12 protein-coding genes are annotated in these 11,725 nt (G+C 67.6%); 4 read left to right on the top strand and 8 right to left on the bottom strand.

Annotated features, from left to right (window positions below; all coding sequences use genetic code 11):
* Positions 1-12: 12 nt before the first annotated feature.
* Entirely contained in the window at positions 13-1,470 is a 1,458-nt protein-coding gene (locus FV220_RS11260; RefSeq protein WP_238253685.1) for an exopolysaccharide biosynthesis polyprenyl glycosylphosphotransferase, read from the top strand.
* Between the two features lie 622 nt (positions 1,471-2,092).
* Here FV220_RS11260 and queC read toward each other — a convergent pair.
* The 3 genes from queC to queE form a co-directional block, all read right to left on the bottom strand.
* Positions 2,093-2,803, bottom strand: a complete 711-nt coding sequence (gene queC, locus FV220_RS11255) for a 7-cyano-7-deazaguanine synthase QueC (protein ID WP_018046134.1) — start codon at positions 2,801-2,803, stop codon at positions 2,093-2,095.
* A 2-nt stretch (positions 2,804-2,805) separates the two neighbouring features.
* Positions 2,806-3,165, bottom strand: coding sequence for a 6-carboxytetrahydropterin synthase QueD (gene queD / locus FV220_RS11250; RefSeq protein WP_147831402.1), 360 nt, complete (start codon positions 3,163-3,165; stop codon positions 2,806-2,808).
* 61 nt (positions 3,166-3,226) lie between these two features.
* Positions 3,227-3,859: a 7-carboxy-7-deazaguanine synthase gene (gene queE / locus FV220_RS11245; protein WP_056146971.1), complete on the bottom strand. Its 633-nt coding sequence runs from the start codon at positions 3,857-3,859 to the stop codon at positions 3,227-3,229.
* 362 nt (positions 3,860-4,221) lie between these two features.
* Between queE and FV220_RS11240 the strand changes: the two genes are divergently transcribed.
* The 3 genes from FV220_RS11240 (at position 4,222) to FV220_RS11230 (ending at position 7,873) form a co-directional block, all read left to right on the top strand.
* Complete coding sequence (locus tag FV220_RS11240) at positions 4,222-5,730, top strand: D-alanyl-D-alanine carboxypeptidase family protein (RefSeq protein WP_147831400.1); 1,509 nt, start codon at positions 4,222-4,224, stop codon at positions 5,728-5,730.
* A 31-nt stretch (positions 5,731-5,761) separates the two neighbouring features.
* Positions 5,762-6,880: a GTP-binding protein gene (locus FV220_RS11235; RefSeq protein ID WP_147831398.1), complete on the top strand. Its 1,119-nt coding sequence runs from the start codon at positions 5,762-5,764 to the stop codon at positions 6,878-6,880.
* A 138-nt stretch (positions 6,881-7,018) separates the two neighbouring features.
* On the top strand, positions 7,019-7,873 hold the full coding sequence (locus FV220_RS11230) for a hypothetical protein (protein WP_018046129.1): 855 nt from the start codon (positions 7,019-7,021) through the stop codon (positions 7,871-7,873).
* A gap of 39 nt (positions 7,874-7,912) precedes the next feature.
* Here FV220_RS11230 and FV220_RS11225 read toward each other — a convergent pair whose 3' ends face one another.
* From FV220_RS11225 to FV220_RS11205, 5 genes are all read right to left on the bottom strand, one after another.
* Positions 7,913-8,239, bottom strand: a complete 327-nt coding sequence (locus tag FV220_RS11225) for an HPr family phosphocarrier protein (protein WP_018046128.1) — start codon at positions 8,237-8,239, stop codon at positions 7,913-7,915.
* Between the two features lie 174 nt (positions 8,240-8,413).
* The gene (locus FV220_RS11220; protein ID WP_026176340.1) at positions 8,414-8,815 is read right to left on the bottom strand and encodes a PTS sugar transporter subunit IIA; all 402 of its coding nucleotides are present in this window, start codon (positions 8,813-8,815) and stop codon (positions 8,414-8,416) included.
* 122 nt (positions 8,816-8,937) lie between these two features.
* Entirely contained in the window at positions 8,938-9,462 is a 525-nt protein-coding gene (locus FV220_RS11215; protein WP_147831396.1) for an HPr kinase/phosphatase C-terminal domain-containing protein, read from the bottom strand.
* 12 nt (positions 9,463-9,474) lie between these two features.
* Positions 9,475-11,232 (bottom strand): sensor histidine kinase, encoded by a 1,758-nt coding sequence (locus tag FV220_RS11210; RefSeq protein ID WP_018046125.1) that lies wholly within the window; start codon positions 11,230-11,232, stop codon positions 9,475-9,477.
* 168 nt (positions 11,233-11,400) lie between these two features.
* The coding region (locus tag FV220_RS11205; protein ID WP_187273391.1) for a response regulator transcription factor at positions 11,401-11,725 on the bottom strand (325 nt) is incomplete at its 5' end.

Raw genomic sequence — 11,725 nt, 5'->3', positions numbered from 1 at the left:
GAATGGCTTCCCATGAGCACCACCGACAGCATCATTCTCGCGGGCCCTGCGGTCGAGCGGATCAAACCGGTGGAGGTCGAACTCCGGCCCGGACGGCGGCGGGCCATCGTCACGACGGTTCTGGTCGGGGGGGACCTGTTCTTCTCGGGCATTGCCGGCGTCGTGCCCTGGCTGCTGACCGGCTGGCCGCCACTGACGGATTGGTTGGGACCCTCCACCCCGGTGCCGATTCCCCCTGTCGGCGTCGTGCTCATCCTGGCGGTGTTCGGGCTCTATTCCAGCTATGGGCCGAGCCCCCCGGAGCGGTTGCGATTGCGCGTCCTCGGGGTCTGCATCTACGCGATCAGTTGCCTGCTGGTGGTGAGCGCTCAGGGGCCGTCGGCGCGGGGCGTTGCCGAGATCGCGGTGGTATCGGCGCTCCTGGTGGTGATCGGCTTCTATGGCGAATCCGCGCTGCGAAGCGCCCTGATCCGGTGGAGGCTCTGGGGGGCTCTCACCGTGATCGTGGGGACCGACACCGCCGGGCGCAGCCTGGCCGACACGCTCCTCGCCCAGCCGGAACTCGGGTTTCGGCCGGTGGGCTTCCTCGCCGAGCGCGGGCAGGAGCCGGTGCGGATAGAGGGACTGCCCATCCTCGGCATGATCGACGAGATGCCGGCGGTGCCGGTGGAGGTGCTGCTGTTCTCGTCCTGCGCCACCCTCGCCCTGTATGACGGCAAGGGGGCGGGCGGGGCGCCCGCTCCACGCACGGTCCTCGCCCAGCAGATCCACGAGTTGCAGAACATGTGGGTGCAGGTGCAACCCCTCGGTAGCGCCATCGGCCTCGAGATCCGGCGCGAACTGTACCGGCCGCGCAACCTCGCCCTCAAGCGCGTGATCGACTGCACCTTCGCAGGCCTCGGCCTGATCGTGGCCATTCCGGTGATCGCGATCCTCGCCGTAACGATCCGCAGCCTCGATCCGGGCAGCCCGTTCTATGTCCAGATCCGCGTCGGGCGGCATGGACGGCCGATCCGGGTCCTGAAGTTGCGGACGATGTATTCCGACGCGGAGCGCCGGCTGCACGCCCACCTCGAATCCTGCCCGGCGGCCCGCGAGGAATGGCAGCGCTTCTTCAAGCTCTCCGCCGATCCGCGAATCCTGCCGAAGGTCGGGCATTTCATCCGGCGCACGAGCCTGGACGAGCTGCCCCAGCTCTGGAACGTCCTGTGCGGCGACATGAGCCTCGTCGGTCCGAGGCCGTTTCCGGCCTATCACATGGACGGGTTCGATCCCGATTTCCGTGCGCTTCGCACCAGCGTGCCGCCCGGCCTGACCGGCCTTTGGCAGATCTCGTCGAGAAGCGACGGCGATCTCCACGTCCAACGCAGCCAGGACACCTACTATATCCGCAACTGGTCGCCGTGGCTCGACCTCTACATCCTGATGGGAACGGTCTCGGCGGTCCTGGGCGCCAAGGGCGCCCGGTAACCTCCGGCAATCCGGGGCGACGAGGGATGATTGTCGACGCATTCGCCAAGCCGATCCGCCGGCGGGCCGGTCACCAACTCGCCCAGCGAGGATACGGGCAATACCAGCGATATCCTATGGGCCGATATCACCGAGGCGGACATCGCGCCCCAGGCGCACTCGACCAACGCGTCCGCTTGGAACCGAGACCCATTCGACGAAATCGGGCATCCGAATCGATGTGCTTGTCCCGAAGATCCATCCTCCGGGACAAGCATTCTTATGGTTTTCATTCAATCGATCGAATTGTCGTCCCACTCGATGTGCTGCCGCTTTTCAGGCCATAAGAATATAACGATCAATCCTATGCTACCAAAAATCGAAACAAAGGCAGAGATCCAAAATATGATTTCCAGCACGGCACCCTCCGGTCGTGCAATGGCGCCTGATCCTTTTTCGCCGATGAAGAATCGGCTGTCAATTATCACACGACTTCTATGATCTAATCATTGAATATTTGATCTGCACCTGAATCCAGTCCTGAAACAGGACGGATGTCGCTGATCGTCTCGCGAAAGAAATGGCGTGGGGAGCCCGGCACGGCGAAGGGGTCCCGCTGTCCGCGACGGCGCAGGCGCCCACTCTACTCCGTCACCGCCTCGGCCACGAACTTCGCATGGCCCTTCGCCCGCAGGTCGCAGGCGGGGCAGGTGCCGCAGCCGTAGCCCCAGGCGTGGCGTTCCCCACGTGTGCCGAGGTAGCAGGTGTGGGTGTCCTCGACGATGAGGTCCACCAGTGGCTGGCCGCCGAGGTCCTTGGCCATCTTCCATGTCTCGGCCTTGTCGATCCACATGAGCGGCGTGTGGAGGACGAAGCGGCGGTCCATGCCGAGGTTCAGCGCCACCTGGAGCGCCTTGATCGTATCGTCCCGGCAATCGGGATAACCGGAGTAATCCGTCTCGCACATGCCGCCGACGATGTGGCCCAGCGACCGGCGGTAGGCCAGTGCCGCGGCGAAGGTCAGGAAGATGATGTTGCGGCCGGGCACGAAGGTGTTGGGCAGGCCGCCCGCCTCGAAGGCGATCTCGGTGCTGCGGGTGAGCGCGGTCTCGGAGACCTTGCCCAGGGCATCGAGGGCGATGGTGTGGTCGCGGCCCAGACGCCGGAACCAGGCCGGGTTCATGGCCGCCATCGTCTCGCGCAGGGGCGCCCGCCCGTCGAGCTCGACCCGGTGGCGCTGGTTGTAGTCGAAGCCAAGGGTCTCCACCCTGGGAAAGCGCTCCAGCGCCCAGGCGAGGCAGGTGGTGGAATCCTGTCCGCCGGAGAACAGGACCAGGGCACCGTCGTCGCTCATGGTCAGGCTTCGCCTTCGTATTCGGCCCAGGACATCGGAGTCTCCATGACCTTGACCGAGGACAGGCCGGGCAGGGCGGGCTTCGTCCGATGCCAGATCCAGGCCGCGATATGCTCGGCGGTCGGGTTCTCCAGCCCCTCGACCTCGTTGAGGCAGTAATGGTCGAGCTGGGCCAGGATCGGCGCGAAGGCGTGCTCCACCTCGAAGAAGTCCACCACCCAGCCCGTCGCCGGGTCCACGGCGCCGGAGATCGTCAGCTCGACCCGGTAGGAATGCCCGTGCATCCGGTGGCAGCGATGCGTCTCGGGCACGTTGGGCAGGCGATGCGCCGCCTCGAAGGTGAAGGCCTGGGTGATCTTCATGACAGTCGACTCTGAGGTTCTCCGCGCGCCGAACTGACCGGCACAAGGTCACGGAAGGGGGTCACGGGATACCGATGATCTTGTGGGTTTGCAGCGAGAGCCGCCAGCGCGCGTCGCGGCGGCAATACTCCACCGCCGCTCGGGTATGGGCAAGGCGGTCGGGCCCGTCCATGGGCTGGAGCCAGTGGTGGCGGAAGTCGAGGGCGGCGAAGCGCTCGGGACGCGCGTCGTCCTGGGGGTAGACGAGCTTCAACTCGTGCCCGGTGGTCTGGACCAGGGCATTGCCGGCCTTCGGGCTCACGCAGATCCAGTCGATCCCCTCGGGGGCCGCCAGGGTACCGTTGGTCTCCACCGCGATCTCGAAGCCGCGCGCGTGCACCGCCGCGATCAGTGCGGGGTCGAGCTGCAGCAGCGGCTCGCCGCCGGTGAAGACCACGTAATGATGCGTGGCGCCGCCCTCCCAGGTGGCGGCGATGGCGTCGGCGAGCGCCTCCGGCGTCGAAAAGCGCCCGCCGCCCTCGCCGTCCATGCCGATGAAATCCGTATCGCAGAACGTGCAGGCGGCCGTGGCGCGATCCTCCTCGCGGCCGGACCAGAGATTGCAGCCGGAAAACCGGCAGAACACCGCGGCCCGGCCCGCCTGGGCTCCTTCACCCTGGAGGGTGTGGAACAGTTCCTTGACCGCGTAGCCCATCGCTCTCTCAGCCGATCTCCCCGGAAGACCCCGTCCCGCGCGGGGCAACGGCCTGCCTCCGACATCGCGACGCAATGGGACAGCCCATAGACGCCTCCTCGCTCCGAGGCCATGGCGCGGAGCCCAACGCAACCATGCGCGCGCGGCAACGTCCGCCCGTCCGGACCTGTGCATCGCACCAATCGTTCGGCCGCATGCCATGGTCTCGCCATGGAGACGGCGTTGATGGGCATTCGCGCCGAGCCCTCTCGCAGGGATGGCCGAAGGCTGGCATCCCTCGCCAAAGCTCGGCCATTGCGCTATTTTTCTTCGGACGGACCGGCCATGATGGCGTCGGGGCGTTCCCTTTCGAGACGGGCCTGATGTCGAACCGATTGTTGCGCCGCCTCGTTCTTGGTCTCGCCACGGCCGCGGGATTGCTCGGAGCGGGTGCGGCCGGCGCGGTGACGGCGCCGATCCTCGTGGTCGAGGTCGATTCCGGCAAGGTCATCTACGCTCAGGGCGCCACCGACCCGTGGTTCCCCGCCTCCATCACCAAGCTGATGACCGCCTACGTCGCTCTCGACATGGTGCGGCAGGGCAAGGTCTCGCTCGACACCCTCATCACCATCTCGCCCGCCGCCGCCGCCGAGCCACCCTCGAAGATGGGCTTCAGGCCAGGCACGCAGCTGACCCTCGACAACGCCCTGAAGATCATCATGGTCAAGTCGGCCAACGATGTCGCCTGGGCGATCGGCGAGAATCTCGGCGGCTCGGTCGAAGGCTTCGCCGCCCTCATGAACGAGACCGCCGCCCGGATCGGCATGCGCGAGAGCCGCTGGACCAATCCCAACGGCCTTCCGGATGCCCGGCAATGGACCTCGGCCCGCGACATGGCGGTGCTCGGCCGGGCACTGATCCGCGACTTTCCAGACAACCGCGCCCTGTTCTCGATCAGCGCGATCCAGTTCGGCAAGTCGATCATGGCCAACCATAACGGCCTGCTCGGCCGCTATGCCGGGGCCGACGGCATGAAGACCGGCTTCATCTGTTCGGGCGGTTTCAACGTGGTGGCCAGCGCCACCCGCAACGGCCGCCGTCTCATCACCATCGTCATGGGCCAGCCGAGCGCCCGCGAGCGCGACCTCAAAGCGTCCGACCTGTTCGATTACGGCTTTGGCCAATCGGCGGGATGGACCGCGCAGACCATCGATTCCCTGCCCGCTTCCGCCATCTCCGAGCCGCCGGACCTGCGCCCCTATATCTGCGACAAGCGCAAGGCCCTGCCGGTCGACGAAGGCCCCGGTCCCATCGCCTCGCAGGCCGGCAGCGAGAATGCCTCGATCCTCGCCGCCGCCGCGCCCGTGGGCTCGGCGCTCGCTTTCGCCACCCTCAACAACGGCTCCCTGAAGGGCCGTGCCCTGCCACCGCGCGCGCCCCTGCAGCCGATCCTGGTCTGGATCGGCCGCGATCCGGCCGAAGGCGCCATCGCCCTGAACGAGCAGGCCGAGGCCGAGAAGGCGGAACGCGCCGCCAAGATCGCGGAGGCCCGCAAGACGAAGCTCGAGGCCGCGAACGCCAAGCGCGAGGCATCGAGGCTCGCCAAGCCGGCCGCGAACGGCAAGGGCGCCGTGCCGGCCACAGCCAGCGCCTACGCTCCGCTGGAGACGACTCCGGTGATCGCGGGCGGCACGAAATCGTCCGCCAAGGCCGAGGCCGGCAAGAAGCCCGCTGCGAAAGCCGCGACGAAGCCGGCGCACAAGGCCCCGGAAAAGCCTGCGGCGAAGGCTGCGGACAAGTCCACGGCCAAGCCTGCGGCCAAGTCTGCAAAAAGCGCCGCCAAGGCATCAGGCACCGGCAAGACCTCCGCTGCGCGATCCGCCGAGGATTGAGCCGGCGGCGGCGGCGGGGTAGGCCGGTTCCATGCCCAATCCCTCCCAGCCTACGTCTCCCAACGACGATCCCCGTCGTCCGGAGCCGATCCCACTCACGGTGCTCACCGGCTTCCTCGGAGCCGGCAAGACCACGCTCCTCAACCGGATGCTGCGCGATCCGGCCCTGTCGGACACCGTGGTCATCGTCAACGAGTTCGGCGAGATCGGCCTCGATCACCTGCTGATCGAGACGGTGGACGAGGACATGATCCTGCTCGGCGCCGGGTGCCTGTGCTGCACCGTGCGCGGCGACCTCATCGCCACCCTCGAAGATCTGCTGCGCAAGCGCGACAACGGCCGCATCACGCCGTTCCGGCGAGTCGTCATCGAGACGACGGGCCTTGCAGACCCGGCCCCGATCCTCCACGCGCTGATCTACCATCCCTATCTCGCCCTGCGGTACCGGCTGCAGGCCGTCGTCACCGTGGTGGACGCGGTCAACGGCGCATCCACCCTCGACGCTCATCCCGAGGCCGTGCGCCAGGCCGCCGTGGCCGACCGGATCGTGCTGGCGAAGGAGGATCTCGTCGACACGGGAAGCGACGCCCTGCGCGACCGCCTCCGGGTTCTCAATCCCACGGCGCCCATTCATGGTCCCGACGTGGCGCCGGCCGAGCTTCTCGGCGGGTTCTTCGGTCTGGACGGCAAGAGCGCGGATGTCCGCGCCTGGCTCGGCGCCGAGGCCTTCCCGGACCACGATCATCATCACGGCCACCACCATCACGACGTGAACCGGCACGACGCCGCGATCCGGGCCTTCACCCTCACCAGCGACGTGCCGGTGAAGCGGGCCGCCTTCGAGATGTTCCTCGATCTCCTGCGGTCCGGCCACGGCCCGAAGCTCCTGCGCCTGAAGGGGCTGGTGGCGCTCGCCGACGAACCGGATCGTCCCGTGGTGGTCCACGGCGTCCAGCACGTGATCCATATGCCGGTCCAGCTCGCCGCATGGCCCGACGACGATCACCGCTCTCGCCTCGTCCTGATCGTGCGCGATCTCGATCCGGCCTTCGTCACCGGCCTGTGGGATGCCTTTCTGGGGCGTCCGAGGATCGATGCGCCCGATGCCGCCGCGCTGACGGCCAATCCGCTGGCGATCCCCGGGGGCTAGTTCACCGGTCTCTTCGGCAGAGGCCGTCCTATTTCGAGAATAGCTGGGCGGCATTCATTTTGATTCTATATACCATGCTTGGCCTTATGGCCTAGGATGATGTTCCATTTCGGAACACATCGGTAGCGGAATCGCCGAATGAGACAGGGGCTGAGCATCATCGAGGGTGGCCGGTTCGTCGAAGCGGGGCGAATCGGGACGGGTGTCGACGCGGAGGAGTGTCGCATCGTCTTAAGGCGGCCCAACGTGGTGGAGCCGGTGGAGATCGACGCGTGGCGCGCGCTCCTCACCCGTATCCGCTGGCCGGAACCGATCTACGCCGACCCGGACTACCTACTCACCGCGGCCGTGCACCAATCCGGCGGTCGCGATCTCGTCTTCGCCTTCGCATGGAGCGGCCAGGGCGAGCTCGCACGCCTGCGCGGCGTCATTCCCTTGTCCATGCCGCACGGCCTGTGGGGCAATGGCCGGGCACAGGGCTGGTATCCGCCCGGTCCGGTCGTCGCGCCCACCATCGAGCCCGGGTTCCTCGATGAGGTCGAGGGCGCGTTGCGTGCGGCGGTCAAGGCGGTCCATCCCCGCTCGACGCTGATCATGATACCGCCCCCCGCGGTGCCCCTACCGGAGGAGACGGTCCTTCTTTCGGATGCGTCCGATGCCCAGGTCGTGCCGGCGCGGGATCGCGTGGGCGTGCGGCTTGCCGGACCGTGGACCCGTGATGGCGTCGAGATCGAGCGCATCACCGAGCCCTTCCGCATCCGCGATGCCGTCGAGACCTATCTCTCGTTCGATGCGCGGGTGTCCGGAAACCCGATCGTGCGGGATCCGTCCGCCTCGTCCATGGTCAGGGTGGTGACGCGGCGCTTCGCCCAGAGGCGCCAGACCAGCGTCGACTTCGCGCGCAAGGATGGCGTCATCGTCGCCGCGGTCCTGCGCCTCGGCGCAGGTCCGGGCTCGATCGTATGGCGGCAAGCCGAGACGCGGGCGGCCTGACGACCCCATAAGCTTCGGATATCAAAGGCCGCTCCCGGCCTATTCGTCCTCGCCGAATTTGTTGGCGAGGAGGTCGGTGATGGCTTGGAGGCAGGCTTCGGCGTCGCTGCCAGAGGCCACCACGGCGATAGAGGTGCCCTGTGCCGCGCCGAGGGTGAGCAGGCCCATGATCGAGCGTCCGCCCACGGTCTCGCCCGAGCGTGTGACGGTCACCGCGGCCTCGAACTTCTCCACCGTCTGCACGAACTTGGCCGAGGCCCGCGCGTGCAGGCCGCGCCGGTTGATGACCGGAAGGATCCTCAAATGGCCGCCCTCCGGGACCGTGATCTCGGGCTCGACATCGTCGTCGTCGTAAGCGTCGCTCATGGGCCTGTGCCGTCCCTGTCCCGTCCCTGTGCCCGGCGCGCCAACGGTGAGCCCGGCCCGATCCTCGTCCAGTGATGGCACGGCCGAGCCGGGACAACGCCGCGCGAAATCGCCACGCTTGCCTGATAAGCCGACAGAGGATGTTTGGGAAAGTCCGTTCGTCTCGCGGACGTGTTATTTGCCGGCGAGGACGCGCGAGGCGACGTTGATGTACTTCCGGCCCGCCTCCTGGGCATGGAGCACCGCATCCCCCAGGGGCTCGGCATCGCGCACGCTGGCGAGCTTGATCAGCATCGGAAGGTTGATTCCGGCCACCACCTCCACGGTCCCGCCATTCATGCAGGACAAGGCGAGATTGGAGGGCGTGCCGCCGAACATGTCGGTGAGCACGACGACGCCCTTGCCGGTATCGACCCGGTCCACGGCTGAGACGATGTCGAGCCTGCGAAGCTCCATATCGTCGTCGGGGCCGATCGTGATCGTCTCGATCTGCTTTTGCGGACCGACCACGTGTTCAAGGGCAGCCTTGAACTCGGTGGCGAGCAGCCCGTGGGTGACGAGCACCATTCCAATCATAGACGCGTGTTCCGACACCCAGTGGGAGCCGCCATTTTGTGCAGCGCAAGGTCGGACGCAAGACGAGAGTGACGTTTTGCGTCTCCTAGCCCCAGGATCATGTCATGTGGGTGGGCGCCACGCTATATGGGAGAGCCGAATTCGCATGAGACGGTGCGGAGGTGCGTCCGTGGGGCAACGCTCGCACTGGGGATGAGAGCACAGAGCACGAGACCCGGCGCCAACGCGCGGTCGCGGATGTTGCGGTCCAGCATGATCCGGCGAATCGCGACGCCAAGGACATCGACCGAATCCATGGGCGTGTCGGGCAGTCGCGGCAGCGTCCCGACGAGATCGACAACGAGGCGGATGACGGCCGCATCGGCCAGCGGCGATGCCCGGACGAGCCCCATGCCCCGGATCTCGATCAACCCGTGAAGGGCGGGGTGGCCGCGAGCGACCACGCGTCCGTGATGGGGGGTGAGCCCGATACGGTCGTCGCCCACCAGCGCGCCGTAGCCGCCCTCCTGCCGCGCCCGGTCGAGGAGAGCGAGGGCCAGGGACGATTTGCCGGCGCCGGATTCGCCCCTGATGAGGATGCCGGCTTCACCCAGCACCAGGCAGGTGGCGTGGACCGTGAGGGTCGATGCGGGAGGGGGCCGCTCCACGGGCCGGCGTGCCTAGCGGGACGCCGCGGGGAGGCGCACGACGAACCGCGCGCCGCGCACCGTCGCCTCGCCGTTCTCGTCAGCGGGTCCGGGGCGGTTCGCGGCCCTGATCGTGCCGCGATGGGCCTGGACGATCTGGCGCGAGATCGACAGGCCGAGGCCGGAATTCTGGCCGAACCCCTGCTCCGGCCGGTCGGTGTAGAAGCGCTCGAAGATCCTCTCCAGGGCGTGTTCGGGGATGCCGGGGCCCTCGTCCTCGACGATCAGTTCCACCTCGGCGCGGACCCGGCGCAGGGCCACCCGCACCTTGGCATCGGGGGGTGAGAACGAGCGGGCGTTGTCGAGGAGGTTGTTGACGACCTGTCCGAGCCGGCTGTCATGCCCGAAGATCATGAAGGGCGCCTCCACGTCGCCGGGCGGCGTGTCCACGTCGAACTGGATGAGCGCGTCCTTCGGGCGCCGTCGCTCGTTGGCGACGGAGACCACCGTCGTCATCAGCTTGTGCAGGTCCACCTTGCGCGCCTCGGCGCGGGCGAGCTCCGCATCGAGGCGCGAGGCGTCGGAGATGTCGCTGATGAGGCGGTCGAGGCGCTTCACGTCGTGCTGGATGATGGCGAGCAGGCGCGAACGGGAATCGTCGGACTTGGCGAGGGGGAGCGTCTCCACGGCGCTGCGCAGGGACGTGAGGGGGTTCTTCAGCTCGTGGCTGACATCGGCGGCGAAGCTCTCGATGGCGTCGATGCGCCGATAGAGGGCCTGGGTCATGTCGCGCAGGGCACCTGACAGGTGGCCGATCTCGTCGGTCCTGCCGGTGAAATCGGGGATCTCCTCGCGCGACTTGATGCCGAGGCGGACCTTCTCGGCGGCGTCCGCGAGGCGGCGGACCGGGCCGGCGATGGCCCCGGCCAGCAGGATCGACAGGACCAGCATCACGGAGGCGGCGATGAGGAAGACCTGGAGCAGGCCGAACCGCTCCGAGGCGATGACCCGGTCGATGTCGCCGCCTTGGGTCGAGAGCATCAGCGCGCCGCGGACCGCCCCCGACCGCAGGATCGGGACCGCCACGGAGACGTTTGTCTCCCCGGCCTCGTTGCGGCGGACCAGGGTGCCGCGAGCGCCGCCGAGGGCGACCTGGACTTCCTTCAGGCTGTGGCCGCTCGCCGGGCCGACCTCTTCCAGGACCGACGTGCGGGCGGTGCCGAACAGCTTGGCCTGGACGAACTCCCAGGCCTGTTCGAGGAAGTTGTGCTTGCTCCGCACGACGATGCCGTCGCTGCGGCCCATCTCGCCGCGGGCCGAGAGCGTGCGGGTGTCGAACAGCAGGCCGCCATCCTGGTCGTAGACCCGCGCGCGGTTGCCGGTGGGCGTGATGAGACGGCGCAGGAGCGGCGCCACCCGCTCGGGGTTGAGGGAAAAGGTGAGCGGAGAGGGGGTGTCGTCGCCCGCACCGCCTTCTCCGGCCTGCAATTGGAGCAGCTTGTCTGGATCGATGCGGATCGCGTCGGTATCCACCGAGGCCGAGGAGGAGATCGCCCCGGCGATGATCTCGCCCTGGATCAGCAGGCTCTGCACCCGCGCCTGGATCAGTCCCTGCCGGAACTGGTTCAGGTAGAGGAAGCCGAACAGGAGGGCGATCAACCCGACGAGGTTGAGGACGACGATCCGGCGCGTCAGGCTCGAGGAGGCGCGCTGGCCGATGCCGCGCCAGATCGTGCGCGGCAGGGAGAGGAGGCCGCGTTGCGGAGCGTCGGCTTGGTCTTGGGAATCCACGATCGTCCGAAGTTGGAGATTTTGCCCGGAAGGGGCGCCATCGCTGCAGCAAAACCACCGCCACGCGACGCCCGTAAACACCGCCATGCGACGGCGAAACCCGTCCGTTCGAGCGGGCGGCGCGTGGCGGTGAGGTTCTCGAGGGAGTTCGACGTCCGTGAGTCGCGCTCAGCCTTCCTTGAAGCGGTAGCCGACGCCGTACAGGGTTTCGATCATGTCGAAGTTGGTGTCGACCACCTTGAACTTCTTGCGCAGGCGCTTGATGTGGCTGTCGATGGTGCGATCGTCGACGTAGACCTGATCGTCATAGGCCGCATCCATCAGGGCGTTGCGGCTCTTCACGACGCCGGGCCGGTGGGCCAGGGCCTGCAGGATGAGGAACTCGGTCACCGTGAGGGTAACGGCCTCGCCCTTCCAGGTGCAGGTGTGCCGCTCCGGGTCCATCATCAGCAGACCGCGCTCCAGGGAGCGGGCGGCGGCATCGGCCTCGCGC

Source organism: Methylobacterium sp. WL19 (assembly GCF_008040005.1).
Taxonomy (GTDB): domain Bacteria; phylum Pseudomonadota; class Alphaproteobacteria; order Rhizobiales; family Beijerinckiaceae; genus Methylobacterium; species Methylobacterium bullatum.
This window is presented reverse-complemented; position numbering and strand designations above follow the sequence as displayed.

Bases quoted from the DNA above. Each gene is read 5' to 3' on its own strand.
- FV220_RS11260 (WP_238253685.1), top strand. From the start codon at position 13: ATGAGCACCACCGACAGCATCATTCTCGCGGGCCCTGCGGTCGAGCGG.
- queC (WP_018046134.1), bottom strand. From the start codon at position 2,803: ATGAGCGACGACGGTGCCCTGGTCCTGTTCTCCGGCGGACAGGATTCC.
- queD (WP_147831402.1), bottom strand. From the start codon at position 3,165: ATGAAGATCACCCAGGCCTTCACCTTCGAGGCGGCGCATCGCCTGCCC.
- queE (WP_056146971.1), bottom strand. From the start codon at position 3,859: ATGGGCTACGCGGTCAAGGAACTGTTCCACACCCTCCAGGGTGAAGGA.
- FV220_RS11240 (WP_147831400.1), top strand. From the start codon at position 4,222: ATGTCGAACCGATTGTTGCGCCGCCTCGTTCTTGGTCTCGCCACGGCC.
- FV220_RS11235 (WP_147831398.1), top strand. From the start codon at position 5,762: ATGCCCAATCCCTCCCAGCCTACGTCTCCCAACGACGATCCCCGTCGT.
- FV220_RS11230 (WP_018046129.1), top strand. From the start codon at position 7,019: ATGAGACAGGGGCTGAGCATCATCGAGGGTGGCCGGTTCGTCGAAGCG.
- FV220_RS11225 (WP_018046128.1), bottom strand. From the start codon at position 8,239: ATGAGCGACGCTTACGACGACGACGATGTCGAGCCCGAGATCACGGTC.
- FV220_RS11220 (WP_026176340.1), bottom strand. From the start codon at position 8,815: ATGATTGGAATGGTGCTCGTCACCCACGGGCTGCTCGCCACCGAGTTC.